The 17,696-nt window shown below is 66.9% G+C and carries 14 protein-coding genes; 10 read left to right on the forward strand and 4 right to left on the reverse strand.

Annotated features, from left to right (window positions below; translation table 11 throughout):
- The first annotated feature begins 19 nt into the window (after positions 1–19).
- A complete protein-coding gene (locus ATE62_RS04455; RefSeq protein WP_058807116.1) occupies positions 20–1,114 on the forward strand; it encodes an NADH:flavin oxidoreductase/NADH oxidase in 1,095 nt (364 codons plus the stop codon).
- Here ATE62_RS04455 and ATE62_RS04460 read toward each other — a convergent pair.
- Entirely contained in the window at positions 1,111–1,893 is a 783-nt protein-coding gene (locus ATE62_RS04460; RefSeq protein WP_058807115.1) for an SDR family NAD(P)-dependent oxidoreductase, read from the reverse strand. The two genes, ATE62_RS04455 and ATE62_RS04460, sit on opposite strands and share 4 nt — an antisense overlap.
- A gap of 125 nt (positions 1,894–2,018) precedes the next feature.
- Here ATE62_RS04460 and ATE62_RS04465 point away from each other — a divergent pair, with 125 nt between their 5' ends.
- Positions 2,019–2,780: a ThuA domain-containing protein gene (locus ATE62_RS04465; RefSeq protein WP_058807114.1), complete on the forward strand. Its 762-nt coding sequence runs from the start codon at positions 2,019–2,021 to the stop codon at positions 2,778–2,780.
- On the opposite strand, the gene ATE62_RS04470 is transcribed toward ATE62_RS04465, so the two are convergent.
- Positions 2,777–4,414, reverse strand: a complete 1,638-nt coding sequence (locus tag ATE62_RS04470) for a GMC family oxidoreductase (protein WP_058807113.1) — start codon at positions 4,412–4,414, stop codon at positions 2,777–2,779. The two genes, ATE62_RS04465 and ATE62_RS04470, sit on opposite strands and share 4 nt — an antisense overlap.
- Before the next feature lie 122 nt (positions 4,415–4,536).
- Here ATE62_RS04470 and ATE62_RS04475 point away from each other — a divergent pair, with 122 nt between their 5' ends.
- The 5 genes from ATE62_RS04475 to ATE62_RS04495 all read left to right on the forward strand — a co-directional run bounded on the left by ATE62_RS04475 (position 4,537) and on the right by ATE62_RS04495 (position 11,659).
- Entirely contained in the window at positions 4,537–5,283 is a 747-nt protein-coding gene (locus ATE62_RS04475; protein ID WP_058807112.1) for a glucose 1-dehydrogenase, read from the forward strand.
- A complete protein-coding gene (locus ATE62_RS04480) occupies positions 5,283–5,996 on the forward strand; it encodes an SDR family NAD(P)-dependent oxidoreductase (RefSeq protein ID WP_197411616.1) in 714 nt (237 codons plus the stop codon). The genes ATE62_RS04475 and ATE62_RS04480 overlap by 1 nt, the downstream gene beginning before the upstream one ends.
- Before the next feature lie 139 nt (positions 5,997–6,135).
- Positions 6,136–8,508, forward strand: a complete 2,373-nt coding sequence (locus tag ATE62_RS04485) for a TonB-dependent receptor (RefSeq protein ID WP_197411615.1) — start codon at positions 6,136–6,138, stop codon at positions 8,506–8,508.
- 117 nt (positions 8,509–8,625) lie between these two features.
- The gene (locus ATE62_RS04490; protein WP_058807109.1) at positions 8,626–10,083 is read left to right on the forward strand and encodes a carotenoid oxygenase family protein; all 1,458 of its coding nucleotides are present in this window, start codon (positions 8,626–8,628) and stop codon (positions 10,081–10,083) included.
- A 13-nt stretch (positions 10,084–10,096) separates the two neighbouring features.
- Positions 10,097–11,659 carry a fatty acid--CoA ligase gene (locus ATE62_RS04495; RefSeq protein WP_058807108.1) on the forward strand — a complete coding sequence of 521 codons (1,563 nt, stop codon included), beginning with the start codon at positions 10,097–10,099 and terminating at the stop codon, positions 11,657–11,659.
- 110 nt (positions 11,660–11,769) lie between these two features.
- On the opposite strand, the gene ATE62_RS04500 is transcribed toward ATE62_RS04495, so the two are convergent.
- Both ATE62_RS04500 and ATE62_RS04505 read right to left on the reverse strand, forming a co-directional pair.
- On the reverse strand, positions 11,770–12,588 hold the full coding sequence (locus ATE62_RS04500) for an SDR family NAD(P)-dependent oxidoreductase (protein ID WP_058807107.1): 819 nt from the start codon (positions 12,586–12,588) through the stop codon (positions 11,770–11,772).
- A 12-nt stretch (positions 12,589–12,600) separates the two neighbouring features.
- Positions 12,601–13,599, reverse strand: coding sequence for an NADP-dependent oxidoreductase (locus ATE62_RS04505; RefSeq protein ID WP_058807106.1), 999 nt, complete (start codon positions 13,597–13,599; stop codon positions 12,601–12,603).
- Positions 13,600–13,717: 118 nt separating this feature from the next.
- On the opposite strand from ATE62_RS04505, the gene ATE62_RS04510 reads away from it, so the two are divergent.
- From ATE62_RS04510 to ATE62_RS04520, 3 genes are read left to right on the forward strand one after another with little or no spacing between them, the layout of a single operon-like run.
- Positions 13,718–15,841 (forward strand): molybdopterin-containing oxidoreductase family protein, encoded by a 2,124-nt coding sequence (locus ATE62_RS04510; RefSeq protein WP_058807105.1) that lies wholly within the window; start codon positions 13,718–13,720, stop codon positions 15,839–15,841.
- A gap of 9 nt (positions 15,842–15,850) precedes the next feature.
- Positions 15,851–16,867: an NADP-dependent oxidoreductase gene (locus ATE62_RS04515; protein WP_058807104.1), complete on the forward strand. Its 1,017-nt coding sequence runs from the start codon at positions 15,851–15,853 to the stop codon at positions 16,865–16,867.
- Positions 16,864–17,640 carry a ThuA domain-containing protein gene (locus ATE62_RS04520; RefSeq protein WP_058807103.1) on the forward strand — a complete coding sequence of 259 codons (777 nt, stop codon included), beginning with the start codon at positions 16,864–16,866 and terminating at the stop codon, positions 17,638–17,640. The genes ATE62_RS04515 and ATE62_RS04520 overlap by 4 nt, the downstream gene beginning before the upstream one ends.
- The last annotated feature ends 56 nt before the right edge of the window (positions 17,641–17,696 follow it).

The raw sequence follows: 17,696 nt of genomic DNA on the forward strand, positions 1-17,696 counted from the left end.
GGCATGGCGGGAGAAGGTGGTGGCCAAATTGTTCGAGCCCATCGCGATCGGTGGATTGTCGCTGCCCAACCGCATCGTCATCGCGCCGATGTGCCAATATTCGGCCGAAGACGGGATGATGACCGACTGGCATCTGATGCACCTCGGCCAGCTCGCGATCTCGGGTGCGGGGGTCCTGACTATCGAGGCGGCAGCCGTGTTGCCCGAGGGGCGCATCACCTATGCCGACGTCGGCCTCTACGACGACGCCACCGAAGCCGCGATTGCGCGCGTCCTGGCTGCCGTACGGCAGTGGTCGGACGTCCCGGTGGCGATCCAACTCGCGCATGCCGGACGCAAGGCAAGCACGGCCCGGCCATGGGATGGTGGCGGACAGATCGCTGCGAACGCGCCCGATGGGTGGCAGACCGTCGCACCGTCCGCGCTGCCCTTTCTCGACACGGACGCAGCGCCCCTCGCGCTGGAGCGCGGCGGGCTGGACGGGATCCGCACGGCCTTCGCCGATGCCGCAATGCGCGCCGCGCGGCTCGGGATCGATGCGGTCCAGCTGCACGCCGCGCATGGCTATCTGCTGCACCAGTTTCTGTCGCCGCTGTCGAACCGGCGCGAGGATGCCTATGGCGGCAGCCTCGAAAACCGCATGCGTTTTCCGCTCGAAGTCTTCGACGCGGTGCGGAGCGCCTTTCCCGGCCCGGTCACCGTGCGCGTGTCGGGCACCGACTGGGTCGAGGGCGGCTGGACAATCGAGCAGACGGTCGAATTCGCGCGCGCGCTCGAAGCGCGCGGCTGCGCCGCGATCAACGTGTCGAGCGGCGGGCTGCACCCGGCGCAGGCGATTACGCTGGCGCCGGGCTATCAGGTGCCGCTGGCGCGCGCGGTCAAGACGGCGGTCACGATGCCCGTCATCGCGGTCGGCTTGATCACCGATCCCGAACAGGCCGAGGCGATTATCGAAAAGGGCGATGCCGATGCGATCGCGATCGCCCGCGCCGCGCTCTACGATCCGCGCTGGCCCTGGCACGCCGCGGCGGCGCTCGGCGCGACGATCAAGGCGCCGCCGCAATATGAGCGCAGCGAGCCGCGCGAGCATCGCGGGCTCTTCGCGCGACCCTAGACCCCCATCATGCCTGCGGTGGTCGCGCCATCGATCACATAGTCGGCGCCGGAGATAAAGCCAGCCTCGTCCGAGGCGAGAAAGGCGACGAGGGCGGCGACCTCATCGAGCTGCGCCATGCGCCGCATCGGCGCCATCCCCTCGAACGCCGCACGCGCCGCGGCGGGATCGGGCGCGCGTTCGATGACGCCGCGGATCATGTCGGTCTCGACCACGCCGGGCAGCACCGCATTGACGCGGATCTTATACCCCTTGCCCGCGCAGTGGATCGCCGCCGATTTGACCAGCGCGACCACCGCCGCCTTGGTCACCGAATAGGCCGCATAATTGCCCATCGCGCGATGCGCGTTCATCGACGAATTGACGATCACCGACCCCGCGGCCCCTCCCGGATTCTTCGCCATCGCGCGGATCGCGTGCTGGACGGTGAGCATCGCGCCGGTCTGGTTGACCCCGACGATATGGTTCCAGGCATCGATCCCGATATCCTCGACGCTCGCGTCGCCCGCTTCGGTCCCGGCATTGGCGAAGGCGATGTCGAGCCGGCCATATTCGGCCTCGATCTCCGCCATCAATGCGGGCCATGCCGCGGCATCCTCGACGCGGTGGGCGCGAAAGACCGCGCCGGTGTCACCCTCGACGGTCGCGGCGGCATCGGCGTTGGAACCGGTGAAGACCACTTTCGCGCCTTCGCGCGTCAATCGCGCGACCGCCGCAGCGCCGATCCCGCTGGTCCCGCCGGTGACCAGCGCAACCTTGCCGCCCAGCCTCTGCTGCATCGCGCCTCTCCTCTCGCCGCCCCTCTTGCCAGTTTCATGGTCTTCGGGAACCTATCAATACAGCAAGGTGACGCGCACTTACTCCGCCCGCATGATGCGCCCATAACAGGAGGAGAGGATTGGCGATGAGCGACAGCGAACATCCGCCCCGTATCGACTGCGTGCTGATCTGCGGCGGCGTCTGGCACGACATGGATTTCGCACGGCTCGAGCTGCTCAAGCTGCTCGCCGAGGATCAGCGCGTGCGGACGCGGGTGTTCGAGAATTACGACCATATCGACGCGATCGAGGCCGCCGATATCCTGATCACCTATACCTGCGACGTCACCCCGTCGCTGCCCGCGCAGGAGGCGCTCAAACGCTGGCTCGCGAAGGGCGGGCGCTGGTATGCGCTGCACGGCACCAATTCGATCCTCCGACTGCTCGACACCGGGCTGTGGGACGCGCCGCGCTGGGCGCCGCTGATGATGGACTTGCTGGGGTCGCAGTTCATCAGCCACCCCGCGATCGAGCCCTATACCGTCCGTGTCGTCGATCCCGATCACCAGCTTACCAAGGGCATCGAGCCGTTCGAGACGACCGACGAGCTCTATCACCTCGAAACGCACGGCGACCTGCACGTGCTGATGGACACCGAGTGCAGTGGTCCCGGCACCGGCTTCGTCGAGGCCGCGGATGCGCCCGGTACCTACCCCGTCTTCTATATCAAGCAGCATGGCGCCGGCGCGGTGCTGTACCTCACGCTCGGCCATTGCCGGGGGCATTACGACCTGCAGCCGATGATGGACTGGTGGCCGACGGTCGACCGCTGCGCCTGGGATCTGCCGGTCTTCTACGACCTGCTGCGCCGGGGAATCGGCTGGCTGAAGGAGCGCGAGGCCGCCTAGGCAACCGCGCGCAGCTTGCGCCGGTCCTCGCGGATCAGCCCCGCCGCACGCAGCGCCAGCGCCATCGCCGGCGCATTGGTGTTGCCGGTGACCGGCGCGGGCATGACCGAACAATCGACGACCCGCAGCCCGCCGACGCCGTTGACGCGGAGCCGCGCGTCGGTGACCGCGCGATTGTCGCTGCCCATCCGGCACGTCCCCACGCCGTGCAGCCCGCACGTCGCGAGGCGGCGGAAGGCGGCGAGGATTTCGGCGTCGCTCTGGACCGCCGCGCCGGGCAAAAGTTCGCGTTCGACCAGCCCGACCAGCGCCGGCTGCGCCATATAGCGGCGCATCGCGTGCACGGCGGCGATCGCGCTGCGCTCGTCCTCGCGCGTCGAGAGCCAGTTGGGCTTGATGTCGGCGGCTGCATCGCTGCCGGGGCCGGTGATCGCGATGCTTCCCTCGCTCGTCAGGCGCAGGAGCTGGCCGTAGATGGTCATCCCCGGCTTGCGGTCGATGCTGTTCAGCGGCACCGGATGCTTGTCGTCGCCGAGCGCGAAGGTGTAGCCGCCAAGGTAAAGCTGGAGGTCGGGCCGCAGGTCGCGGCTCGTCAGGTTGAGGAAGGCGCCGACCTCGAACGGCCCGGTCGCCATGATCCCGCCGCGCGTCAGCATATATTGCGCCATCGCGCGCATGAGGCCGATGCCGAAGAAGCTGCGATTGCTGCCAACATCGCGCGACAGGCGGTGCGGCATCGAAAAGCCCAGATGCTCGCGCAGCCGCCCGCCGACGTCGGGCGCGTCGATCAGCGGTGCGACTCCCGCGGCGCGCAGCCTATCGGCGGGGCCGATGCCCGATCGCTGGAGCAGCAGCGGGCTCTCCAGCGTCCCGCCCGACACGACCACCTCGCCGTGGCAGTCGAAGCGCCGCGGCTGGCCCGCGACCTTCGCCGCGACCCCGGTGACGCGGCCGTTCTCGACGACGAGCCGCTCGGCCATCGCATGCGTCACGACATGCAGGTTCGGGCGCCTTTTCGCCCGCGCGAGGAAGGTCGTCGCCGCGCTCTCGCGCCGGCCGCGGCGGACATTGTGCGCATAGAAGCCGACGCGGTCGAGCGTCGTGCCGTTGAGGTCGTCGACGGGCTTCAGCCCCATCTCGACCCCCGCCTGCACCATCGTCTCGGCCAGCGGATAGCTGTGAATCTTGGGCGCGACGCCGACCGGCCCGCCCGCGCCGCGCATCGCGCTGGCGCCGAGGCCATGGTCCTCGAGGCTGCGGAACGCCTCGGTCATGGCATCACCGTTCCAGCCGGTGCCGCCGCGCTTTTCCCATTCGTCGTAATCGGCGGGCTCGCCGCGGCTCCAGATCATGCCGTTGACCGCCGACGACCCGCCGAGCCCCTTGCCGCGGATCCACACCTCGCCCGGCGCGCCGCCGTCGCCGCGCGGCTGCGACACGCCATAGGCCCAGATATGGTCGGGATTGGTGACGAGCTTGGCGACCCCCTTGGGGATCGCGACCCAGCGGCTGGCGTTGTCGCCGCCCGCTTCGAGCAGCAGCACGCGGATCTGCGGGTCGGCGCTCAGCTGCTCGGCGACGACGCATCCCGCCGATCCCGCCCCGACGACGATATAGTCCCAGCTCCCGGCCATGGCGCTCTCCTGTCCCGGCCACGATGTGGAACCGACCGGCCGCCCGCCGCACCTAGCGCAATAAATAGTCCCCTCGCCCCGTTCGCAGCATGATAGTGCCGGGACAGAAGAGGGAGGACAGGATGGCAGGGCAAGGCCGCATCGCGGGCAAGATCGCGTTCGTGACCGGCGGCGCGTCGGGGCTCGGGCTCGACATCGTCCGCCGCTTCGTCGCCGAGGGGGCGAGTGTCGTCATCGCCGACATCGATGTCGCCGCGGGCGAGGCGCTCGCCGCCGAACTCGGCCAGCGTTTCGTCAAGCTCGACGTGTCGCAGGAAGCCGACTGGCTCGCGGCGCTCGGCAGCTGCGAGCGGATCGACGTCCTCGTCAACAATGCCGGGATCACCACCATGGGTTCGATCGAGGACCTGACGCTCGCGGCCTTTCGCCACGAATTCGCGATCGACGTCGACGGGGTGTTCCTCGGCTGCAAGCATATCATCCCGAAGATGAAGGAGCATGGCGGTTCGGTAATCAACATGTCGTCGATGTGCGGCGTGCGGGCGCAAGCCGATCTCGCCGGCTATAATGCGGCCAAGGCGGCGGTCACCCACCTCACCAAGTCGGTCGCGCTCCATTACGCTGCCAAAGGCTATGGCATCCGCTGCAATTCGGTGCATCCGGGTGCGATCCACACCGCGATGATCGACAAGGTGATGGCGCAGGTCGACGACCCCGAAGCGCTCTACGCCGGCTTCGTCGCCACGCACCCCGTTGGCAGGCTCGGTAAGCCCGAGGAGGTTTCGTCGATCGTCCTCTATCTCGCATCGGACGAGTCCTCATTCGCGACCGGCGCGGAGTTTCGCGTCGACGGCGGCAGCTCGCTCTGATGGCGGGGCGCCTCGACGGCCGCGCCGCGCTCGTCACCGGGGCGGGATCGGGGATCGGGCTTGCGACGGCGCGGCGGCTGGCCGCCGACGGCGCGCGCGTGCTGACCACCGACCGCGCGGGCGACGTCGATATCGTCGCCGACGTGACCGAAGCGGGCATCAACGCGACGCTGGTCGACGAGGCCGCGCGCCGGCTGGGCCGGCTCGACATCGTGGTGGCCTGCGCGGGCATCACCGGCATGCAGATGCTCGATGGGCATGACGACGAATTTTTCGACCGGATGATGGCGGTCAACGTCACCGCGGTCTTCCGGCTGATGCGCGACGCGCTGCCGTTGCTCAAAAGCTCGCCGCACGGCCGGATCATCCTGATCGGATCGGTGATGTCGAGCTTCGGCGAGGCCGGCATGGCGGCCTATGGCGCGTCGAAACATGCGGTGCTCGGCATGGCCAAATCGGTCGCGGCGGAGGTCGGCGCCTATGGCATCACGGTCAATTGCATCCAGCCCGGTGCGATCGACACGCCGATGACCGCCCCCGCCTTTTCGGCGATGCCCGAGTTCAAGCAGAGGTGGATCGACAAGGCCGCGCTCGGGCGTCTCGGCCGGCCCGAGGACATCGCCGACGTCGCCGCCTTCCTCGCCTCCGACGATGCGCGTTTCATGTCCGGCCACGGCCTGTTCGTCGACGGCGGCGCGACCCAGCGTCAATAGAATCCCGCGGATTCAGCCGCTTTTCCGCCGCTACGGCATGCCTGATATTTTTGATGATTGTTCAAAATCATCATTGAGCAGACCTTCCCCCCAACGTGACCGGCGAAGCTATGCGTCGGCGCGAGAGGGAGGAACGACGATGACCACGCATGCCCGAATGCTGCCTGCCGTCCATACCACTGTGTCGCTGATTGCGCTGGCCATCGCCACTCCGGCTTTCGCGCAGGCGGCGCCGGTCGAGGAAGAAAGCAGCGGCGCGATCCGCGAAATCGTCGTCACCGCGCAGAAGCGCGCGGAAAGCGCGCAGTCGGTTCCGGTGGCGATTACCGCGCTGGACGCCGAGGCGCTGGACACCGGCATGGTCCAGGACATTCGCGACGTCGCGGGGCGCGTTCCCAGCCTGGTCATCGACAGCGTTTCGGCGGGTCCGAGCGCCGCCGCGATCTCCATCCGCGGCATTTCGTTCGAAGACATCGAGAAAAGTTTCGACCCCACCGTCGGCGTCGTCGTCGACGGCGTCTTCATCGGCACCAACACCGGCCAGCTGCTCGACAGCTTCGACCTCGAAAGCCTGCAGGTTCTTCGCGGTCCGCAGGGGACGCTGTTCGGCCGCAACACGATCGGCGGCGTGATCGAGGTGAAGCGCAGCAAGCCGACCGACGACTTCGGCGCGAAAGGGCGGTTTTCCTACGCACGATTCGATACCAAAAGCGCGCGCCTCGTCGTGAACAGCGGCAAGCTCGCCGACTTCATCGCGATCAAGGCGTTCGGCTATTACGACAAGACCGACGGCTTTATCCGCAACATCAGCACCGGCGGTCGCGACGGCAAATATGAAACGTTGAGCGGCGGGGTGACCGCCCTGATCGAGCCGAGCAGCGCCTTTTCGGCCGAGATCACTTACGAACACAGCCGTGAACGCGGCGAGACGGTTTCGATCCCGACATCGACGAGCCTCGACCTGATCTGCCTGGCCGCAGGCGTTCCCGGATTTTCGCCTGTCGCCGAATGCAACCGGTTCAGCCTTCCCGATCGCGGCATGAATGCAACCTATCAATTGGCGCCGCATGACGTCTCCAACGACACCGACGCGCTGACCGGCAACATCACCTGGTCGCTGGGCGACAATCTGACGCTCTACTCGGTCACCGGCTATCGCACCAACGACGAGAATGTGGCGCAGGATTTCGATGGCAGTTCGGCGGACTTCTTCGCCACCCGGCGTATCCAGCAATTCGAACAGTTCAGCCAGGAACTGCGCGTCGTCGCCGAACTGAGCGATGCCGTCAACCTGCTGATCGGCGGATATTATTATAACAGCAATTACCAGCTCGACCAATTCACGCGGTTGGGACCCGTGCCCTCGCAGAGCCCCACGGGGGCGACGCTGCGCGCCTACACCGACAACAAGGCGACATCCTATGCCGGGTTTGCCGATGCGCAGTTCAAGCTGGGCGACAAGTTCAAATTCTCGGTCGGCGGCCGCTATACCCGCGACAAAAAGGAAGCCTTCAACAATTATGGACAGGTCGTCGGGCTCGTCGAATTGAGCCAGCCGGCATTCGACGGACGGTCGTGCGTTCGCGTGACGGGGGTTTTCGGGCCGGGGCCGCTGGCCGGGCTTCCGACCTTCGGCCCGGCGAACAATTGTTCGGGCGAGGCGTCGTTCGGAAAATTCACCTGGCGCGCCAACGCCACCTATGAAATCGGCGATAACAAGATCGTCTATGGATCCTATTCGACCGGTTTCCGGTCGGGCGGCTTCAACGGACGCGCGGCTTCGCCGACATCGCTTGGCCCCTATTTCCCGGAAACCGTCGATGCGTTCGAGGTCGGTTTGAAAGCCGACTGGCTGGATCGCACCTTGCGCACGAACATCGCCCTGTTCCACACCAAATATGACAACAAGCAGGAAGAGGTCGTCCAGCCTTCGCCGCCGGGTTCGGCCCAGCCGCAGGAAACGGTGGTCGGAAACGCGGCATCGGCCACGATCTCGGGCGCCGAACTGGAGCTGGTGATCCAGCCTTCGGACGCGCTGAACTTCACCGCGTCGGCGAGCTATATCGATGCCGAATATGGTACCTTCCTGAAAGATCTCAACGGCGACAATATCGGGGACGACGTGTCGACGCTCACGTTGCGCCGCGCGCCGAAGTATCAGATTTCGACCGGGGTCAATTATTCGAAGGAAATCGGCTCGGGCCGCTTCGACGCCAATGTGCTGCTCCGTTTCCAGAGCAAGACCGCCACCTGCATCACGGCCAACCGGCCGATCGTGCTCGGTGCCATCACCAATGATTTCCGCTGCTTCACCAAGGATCGCGAAAATCTGTCGGGGCAAGTGTCCTACACCTTCCTCACGGGTAGCGGCGAAGTCAGCGTGGCCGTTTTCGGCCGCAACCTGACCAATGTGCGGGACATCGGCAGCACCTTGCCGGTCGCCGGCCTCTTCACCTTCTCCGGCGCGATCGAGCCGCGAACCTATGGTGTCGAACTCGGCTTCCGTTTCTGAACGCCGGGAGGGTCCCGCCACGGGCACGGCGGGACCGAAAAGGGGGCCCGGAGAACAAGGGGCGGCGCCTGGCACCGCCCCTTGTTTGATAGATGATCGACGAGCGGAGCGACCAGAATGACGCAGGCCTTTTTCGACCACCCCTTTCTGTCGGGCCATCACCAGCCGGTGCGCTTCGAGGGCACCGCGCCCGACCTGATCGTCGAGGGCGAGATCCCCGCCGACCTCGTCGGGGTCTTCTATCGCAACGGCCCCGAACCGCTCTATCCGACGCGCGAGGGCGAGTATCACTGGTTCGACGGCGACGGCATGGTCTATGCCTTTCATATCGCGGGCGGCCGTGCGTCGATGCTCAACCGCTGGGTGCGGACCGAAAAGTTCGAGCTGGAGAAGGCGGCGGGCAAGCGCCTGTTCGGGCTGTTCGGCAACCCGATGACCGCCGACCCGTCGGTGCAGGGCAAGCGCTACAACACCGCGAACACCAATATCATCGTCCATGGCGGGAAATTGCTCGCGCTGATGGAGGGGGCGCCGGCGGTCACCCTCGACCCGCGCACGCTCGAGACTTTGGGCGAGGAACATTATGGCGGGACGATCACCACGACCTTCTCGGCGCACCCCAAGATCGACCATGTTACGGGCGAGCTCATCAACATCGGTATGGCGATCAACGGCCCGATGGGCGCGCCGCAATTGCGCTACGACGTGATCGCCGCCGACGGCAGCGTGCGCAAGGCCGAGATCGTCGACATGCCGCACAACGCGCTGATGCACACTTTCTTCGTCACCGAAAACTGGGTCGTCTTCCCGGTGATCCCGATCGATGCCGACCTCGGCCGCTTCATGAAGGGCGGCCCGATGACCGCCTGGGTCAACGGCCGTCCGACCAAATTCGGGGTGATGCCGCGCGAGGGATCGGCGAGCGATGTCCGCTGGTTCGATTATGAGCCGCGCCACATGTTCCACGAACTCAATGTGTGGGAGCAGGATGGCAAGATCGTCGCCGACGTCGCCGCCGCCAACGGCACCGCGCTCTTCCCCGACGAGACGGGGGTGAAAAAGACGCATGGCGACACGCAGCAGAGCCTGCGCCGCTGGACGATCGACCCCGGCGTGGGCGGCAACGGGACGTGGATCAGGGAAGAGACGCTCAACGATCGCGACATCCAGTTCCCGCGCCCCGACGACCGCTTCATGACGCGCGCCTCGCGCCACGGCTTCGCCAACATCAACTTGAGCAGCCGCGACGGCCGTGCAGAGGGCATGGACGGCGTGCTGCGCTTCGACACGATCAGCGGCAAGGAGGATGTTTACCACTTCGGCAACGGCGCCGCGTGCGGCGAACTGATCTTCGCGCCGAAGATGGGCGCCGCGGGCGAAGGCGACGGCTATGCCATGACGCTCGTCCACCGCGCGGGCGCCGCGACGAGCGAGCTCGCGATCTTCGACGCGCTCGACATCGCGGCGGGCCCGGTCGCGCGCGTGCATGTCCCGTTCCGCGTCCCGTCGGGTTTCCATTGCAATTTCTATGCGGCGGACTCCATGCTCTATCGGCAGGCGCTCGGCGCAGCATAGGGAGAGAAGGTCCGTGAAGGTCGCAGCATTTGAACGCGTGGCGGACGTTGCGCGCCGCAACGCGAAAGAGCGCCCCGACAAGATCCTCTTTCATTTCGAGGGCCGCACGACGCGCTACGCAGACTTCGACGCGAACAGCAATCGCGCCGCGAACGGGCTGATCGCACTCGGCCTCAAACCCGACGACCGCGTCGCCTATCTCGGCAAGAACAGCGACCTCTATTTCGAACTGGTGATGGCGACCGCCAAGGCCGGCGGCGTGATGACCCCGGTCAACTGGCGGCTCGCGGTGCCCGAAATCGCGTGGATCATCGACAATTGCGGCGCGCGCATTTTGTGCGTCGGCCCCGAATTCGTCGATCTCGTCGCAGCCAACCGCGCCGCCTTTCCGGGCGTCGAGCATGTGATCGCGAGCGAGGGCGATTATAGCGCCTGGCGCGACAGCTTCCCCGCCACCGATCCCGCCATCGCACGCGGCGAGGGTGACGCGGTGATCCAGATGTACACCTCGGGCACCACCGGCAAGCCCAAGGGCGCGGTGCTCACCAACGGCTCGGTGCTGCGCTCGAAGCTCGATCGCGACCCCGCGCTGCAGGCCGACTGGGAACGCTGGGACGAGGATGATGTCGGGCTGGTGGCCATGCCCTGCTTCCACATCGGCGGCACCGGATACGGCATCACCGTGATGACCAATGGCGCGACCGGCGTGATCACGCGCGAGTTCGACCCCGGCGGCGTGCTCGACCTGATCGAGGCCCATGGCATCTCGAAAATCTTCATGGTCCCGGCGGCGATGCAGATCATCGTGGGTCAGCCGCGGGCGCGCGAGGTCGATTTCTCGCGGCTGCGCCACATCGCCTATGGCGCCTCGCCGATCCCGCTCGACCTGCTGCGCCAGTGCATCGACATCTTCCAGTGCGGCTTCGTCCAGATGTACGGGATGACCGAGACCTCGGGCACCATCGCGGCGCTGCCGCCCGAAGATCACGACCCCGCCGGCAACGAGCGAATGCGTTCGGTCGGCAAGCCCTTGCGCGGGGTCGAGATGCGCGTGATCGACGGCAGCGGCAACGCCCTGCCCCCGCGCGCGATCGGCGAGATCGCGATCCGCGCGCAGGCGAATATGCGCGAATATTGGGGACGGCCCGAGGCGACCGCCGAGACGATCGACGCGGGCGGCTGGCTGCGCACCGGCGACGCCGGCTACACCGACGAGGACGGCTATTTCTACCTCCACGACCGGGTGAAGGATATGATCATCTCGGGCGGCGAGAATGTCTATCCGGCCGAGGTCGAGAATGCGATCTATGGCCACCCCGCCGTCGCCGATGTCGCGGTGGTCGGCGTGCCCGACGCGAAATGGGGCGAGGCCGTCAAGGCGTGCGTCGTGCTGCGCGAAGGCCAGAGCGCCGAGGCGAGCGAGATCATCGGCTGGGCGCGCGAACGCATCGCCGGCTATAAATGCCCGAAGTCGGTCGACTTCATCCCCGCGCTGCCGCGCAACCCGTCGGGCAAGATCCTGCGCCGCGAGCTCCGCGCGCCCTATTGGGAAGGACGCGAGCGGCAGATCGGCTGACGCGCGACCCTCTCTACCGTTCGTGCTGAGCTTGTCGAAGCACCGTTCTTCTCTTCGACGTTGAAAGGAAAGAACGGCCCTTCGACAAGCTCAGGGCGAACGAGGTTGGGTTACGAGGCGTTGCTCTGCAATTTCGCCATCGCCGCGCCCACCGCCGCAGCAATATCATGCTCCTGCGGATTCCCCCGCAGCGCCAGCCCGCCATTGGGCTGCAAATTCTCGCCGGTCACGAACGCCTCGTCGCTCGCCAGCCACAGGCACGCGTTGGCGACATCCAGCGCCGTGTTGAGCCGCCCGAGCGGATAGCGCGGCAGGAAGGCATCGACGAGCCCCGGCGTCGCGAACGCCCCCTCGGTCATCGGCGATTCGGTGAACGCCGGCGACACGATGTTCGCGCGGATGCCCGCCGCGCCGAAATCATTGGCGACGCAGCGGATCAGCGCCTCCGACCCGGTCTTGGTGCCGATATAGGCGGCGTGATTGCCGATCGGCGCGCGCGTCGTCGCCGACGAAATCTGGATGATCGACCCGCCGGTCGGATCGTTCGCCAGCATCGCACCGACGAACGCCTGGAGGAAATGATGCACCCCGGTGAATTGCAGCGCGACGATAGCCGCGAGTTCCTCCTCGGTCACCTCGAGCAAGGGCTTGAGCAGCCCCCAGCCGCTCGCGTTCAGCGCGACATCGACCCCGCCCATCTTCGCCTTCGCCGCGTCGGCGAGCGCGAAGACCGACGCCTTGTCGGTGATGTCGCAGAGCGCGGCGTGCCCACCGATCTCGGCCGCGATCGCATCGAGCGGTTCCTGCTTGCGCCCCGCGACCATCACCGTCGCGCCCTCGCCCGCGAAGCGCCGCGCGGTCACCTGCGCCATATTTCCCGTCGATGCCGCGCCGATGATGACGGCGCGCTTGCCGGCCAGCCTGCCCATGTCGACCTCCTTTTAGAGCTTCAAGAGTTGCTTGCCGCGGTTCTGGCCGCTGAACAGGCGCTTCAGCGTATCGGGCGCATTTTCGAACCCGTGCTGCACATCTTCGCGGTAGTTCAGCCGGCCATCGAGGACGAAGCCCTCCAGCCGCTTGCGGATTTCGGGAAACTCGCTCGCCCAGTCGAGGACGATGAACCCCGCCATCGAACCGCGGCGGAAGATCAGGTTGAAATAATTCTGCGGCCCCGCGGGCAGCGTGCCCATCTCGTAGCGGCTGATCCCGCCGCACACCGCGACCCGCGCGCCGGTCGCGATCTCGCCGAGCATGTCGTTCAGGATCGAACCGCCGACATTGTCGAAGATGACGTTGACGCCGCCGGGGCAATGCTCCTTGATCTGGCCCCGGACATTGCCGGACTTGTAGTCGATTGCGGCGTCATAGCCTGCCTCCTCGACGAGCCAGCGGCACTTGTCCTCACCCCCCGCGATGCCGACGGCGCGGCACCCGGCGATCTTCGCAAGCTGGCCGACGACCGATCCCGTCGCCCCCGCCGCGCCCGACACCAGCACCGTGTCGCCCGCGACCGGGCGCCCGACCTTGAACAGCCCGCAATAGGCGGTGATGCCCGTGGTGCCGAGCACCGACAGCATCGCCGTTGCCGGCAGTGCGGTGTCGATCTTCACCAACCCTTCGCCGCTCGACACATGCCATTCGGTCCAGCCGGTCGATCCCATGACGAGATCGCCCGCCGCGAACCCCGGATGGTTGCTCTCGATCACTTCGCTGATCCCGCTGCCGCGCATCACGTCGCCGATCGCCATCGGTGCGACATAGTCGGCGATATTTTCCATCCAGCCCTTCTGCGCCGGATCGAAGCCGAGATAGAGCGTCTTCAAGAGCAGTTCGCCCTCGCCGGGCGCGCCGATCCCGGTTTCGACGAGCCGGAAATCGCCCTCCTCGATCCCGCGCCCGCGCGGATGTCCGTTCAGCAGCCATTGGCGCGATGTCGGCATCGATACTCTCCCTGTTTATGCCGGGGAAACTGCGCCTGCGCCCCGCCGCCAGCCACCGCCAAAAGTGCCAGTCGATTGGAAAGCACCGAGGCGTAGGGTGTCATCAGGGAGAGAGACGATGCCCGAGGTCCGCCGCAGTTTCTGCCGCTTCTGCCATGCCAATTGCGCGATGCTCGTCACGATCGACGAGGGCCGCGTCACCAAGGTCCAGGGGGACGCCAGCGACCCGGTGTTCGGCGGCTATACCTGCATCAAGGGACGCCAGCTCGCCGAGGCGCACAACGGCCCGCAGCGGCTGACGGTGTCGCAAAAGCGCGTCGATGGCGCGTTCGCGGACATCGCGATGGACATAGCGCTCGACGAAATCGGCGCGAAGCTGTCGGCGATCATTGCCGAGCATGGCCCGCACGCGGTCGCCATCTATGGCGGTACCTACGCCTTCCAGAACAGCGCCGGGGTCGGCAGCGCGATGTCCTTCGCGCAGGGGCTCGGCACGCGCAACATCTACACCTCGGTGACGCTCGACCAGCCCGCGAAAGTCTATACGACGATGCGCTACGGCAGCTGGATGGGCGGCATGCACAGCTTCGCCGAAGCCGACGTTGCCTTCTTCATCGGCAACAACCCGATCGTCTCGCACTATGGCCCGCCGGGCGGTCTGCCGCCCTTCTCGCCCTCGCGGCGCCTGCGCGACGCGCTCGAAGGCGGGCTGAAGCTGATCGTCGCCGACCCGCGCCAGAGCGACGTCGCGGCGCTCGCGCATATCCATCTGCCCGTCCGGCCGGGCGAAGACCCCGCGCTGCTTGCCGGGATCATCCACGTCATCCTGAACGAAGGGCTCACCGACAAGGCCTTCGTCCAGCGCTATGTCGACGGCCTCGACGAGCTGCAGCGCGCGGTCGCACCCTTCACCCCCGACGTCGCCGCGGCGCGCGCCGGGGTCGAGGAAAGCCAGCTCGTCGCAGCGGCGCGGATGTTCGCGAACGGCACCAAGGGCGTCGTCTCGACCGGTACCGGTCCCGAGATGGCGGGCAACGGCACGCTCACCCAATATCTCGTCTCGTCGCTCAACATCATCTGCGGGCGCTTCTGCCGCGAGGGCGAGAAAAGCTCGATCCCGCGTGTCTTCACCCCCGTCACCCCGCGCCGCGCGCAGGTCGCGCCGCCAATGGCGCTCTATGGCGAGGGCTTCCCCGCCTCGCGCATCCGCGGCCTCACCCACCTCGGCATGGAAATGCCGTGCAACGTCCTTGCCGACGAGATGCTGACACCCGGCGAAGGCCAGGTGCGCGCGCTGATCGTGATCGGCGGCAACCCCGTGGTCGCCTTCCCCGATCAGGACAAGATGACGCGCGCGATCGACGGGCTCGACCTGCTCGTCTCGATCGACATCAATGCCGACTCAGCCACCGCGAAGCGCGCCGACTATATCCTCGCGCCCAAGATGTGCCTCGAGCGCGAGGACATCAGCAACCTCTCCGAATGGTGGTACGAAATCCCCTACGCCCGCTATACCGAGGCGATGATCGAAGCGCCCGAAGGGCTGCTCGAGGAGTGGGAGATGCTCTGGGAACTCGCGCACCGTATCGGCACCGGCCTGCCGCTCGCGGGCGGCGCCTGCCCGATGGACGAACGGCCCACGAAAGAGACCTTCCTCGACCTGATGGTCGCGGGCTGCTCGGTCGCGCCGAGCAAGGTACGCAGCGACACGGTCGACGGCAAGGCGGTGATCTACGCCGACCTCCATCCGGTCGTAGAGGCGGGCGATCCCGACGCGCCGGGACGCTTCGACCTGACCGCGGGCGCGATGCCCGACCAGCTCATCGCCTATGCCGACGCCGCCCAGCCCACGCCCGACTTTCCATGGCGCATGGTCTCGCGCCGCAGCCGCCACCGCTTCAACTCGACCGGACAGAATCTGCCCGCGCTGCGTGCGAAGCGCACGACCAACCCCGCCTTCCTGCACCCCGACGATCTTGCGCTGATCCCCTGCGCCGACGGCGACACGGTGCGGATCCGCTCGGCGGTCGGCGAAGTCGTCGCGGTCGCGCGCGCGGCGGAGAATATGCGCCCCGGCGTCGTGTCGATGGCGCACGCCTTCGGCGGCCCCGACATCGGCCCCGACGGCGTCCATGAGCATGGCGCCTCGACCAACCGCCTCGTCAGCGAGAGCGTCGCCTACGACCCCATCACCGGCCAGTCGCTGCAGAGCGCAATCCCGGTCTCCATCGTCCCCGCGTAAGGAAACCCCATGCCCGACAACCGCCGCTTCCTGCTCGTCCGCCGCCCCGATGGCGAGCCCGTGCGGGCGGACTTTTCGCTCGTGACCGAAGCGACCCCCGAGCTCGCCGACGGCGAGTTTCTGATCCGCAATCATTATGCGTCGCTCGACCCCGCGATCCGCGGCTGGATGGACGATGCGCCGAGCTATATGCCGCCGATCCCGCTCGGCGATCCGGTGCGCGCGTCGACCGTCGGCATCGTCGAGGCGAGCAAGGCAGAGGGCTTCGCGCCCGGCCAGTGGGTGATGGGACTCAACGCGATCGAGGATTATTCGGTCGGCACCGTCGGCGGCTTCACCCAGCCGATCGACGCATCGCTCGTGCCGTCGGTCACCAACTATCTCTCGGTGCTCGGCGCGGTCGGGATGACCGCTTACTTCGGCTATCTCGACGTCTGCGAGCCCAAGCCCGGCGACGTCGTGCTGGTCACCGGCGCGGCGGGCGCGGTCGGCTCGCTGGTTGGGCAGATCGCGAAGATCAAGGGCGCCAGCAAGGTCATCGGCATCGCGGGCGGACCCGAGAAATGCGCGAAGCTGACGGGTCGCTACGGCTTCGACGCGGCGATCGATTATCGCGGCAAGGACCTCGCCGCGCTGACCGATGCGATCCGCGCCGAAGCGCCCGACGGCGTCGACATCATCTTCGAGAATGTCGGCGGCGACATCCTCGACGCCGGCCTCAACAATCTGCGGCACGGCGCGCGCATCGGGCTTTGCGGGCTGATCAGCGAATATAATTCGGTCGAAAAGATCGGCGCGCGCAACATCTGGCAGCTCATCGTCCACCGCGCCTCGATCCGCGGGCTGCTCGTCGCCGACTATATCGCGCGCTTCGCCGAGGGCGGTGCCGCGATGGCGGGCTGGCTGCAACAGGGCAGACTGATCGCCGACGAGCATGTCGACGAAGGGATCGAAAACAGCTTCGATGCCTTCATGCGCCTCTTCGCGGGGAGCAATCAGGGCAAGATGATCCTCAAGATCGCATGACGGCGACGCGCCGCCTCCTCGTCCTGTCGGGCGGTCATCCCTATGATGCCGAACCCTTCGCGGCGCTGCTCAGCAGCTTCACCGGCTGGACGGTCACCCATCTGATCCATCCCGAAGCCGAAACCGCCGTCGCCGAGGGGGCGGCGACGGAGGCCGATGCGATTCTGTTCTACGATATGCCCGGCTATCGTTTCGCGGACGGCAAGGCCGCGACCCGGCCGCCCTCCTTCACCTACCGCCGCGCGATCACCGACTATTTCGCGCGCGGCGGCGGCGCGGTCGCGATGCATCATGCGATCGCCGGCTGGGCCGAATGGCCCGAATGGGCGGCGATGCTCGGCGGGCGTTTCCTCTACGATCCCGGCGAAGCCAACGGCGAACCCCATCTCGACTCGGGCTATCGGCACGACGTCCGGTACGACGCCGTGGTGCTCGACCCCGATCACCCGGTGACCGCGGGCCTGCCGCCGCGCTTCCCGCTCTGCGACGAGCTCTATCTGGCGCCGGTCTGGGGCGCCGCAAAGCCGCTGCTCCGTGCCGATCATGCCTTCGTCCGCGACCATTTCTATTCGGCGGCACAGGCGGTGGCGGGATGCATGTTCAGCAATGATGGCTGGGACCATGGCCCCGAAAGCGACCTGATCGCGTGGGAAAAGCCCGTCGGCGCGGGCCGCCTCGTCTACCTCCAGCCCGGCGATGGGCCCACGGCTTACGCCGACCCGAACCTCCGCCACTTCCTCGCCAATGCGCTTTCCCATGTCGCCGCCGCCTAACGAAAATGTGCATCGCGCGCGTGCAGCGGCTGCATATAGTTGCGCGTATAAAGAGA

This window comes from Sphingopyxis sp. HIX (genome assembly GCF_001468285.1).
In the GTDB taxonomy this organism is placed as follows: domain Bacteria; phylum Pseudomonadota; class Alphaproteobacteria; order Sphingomonadales; family Sphingomonadaceae; genus Sphingopyxis.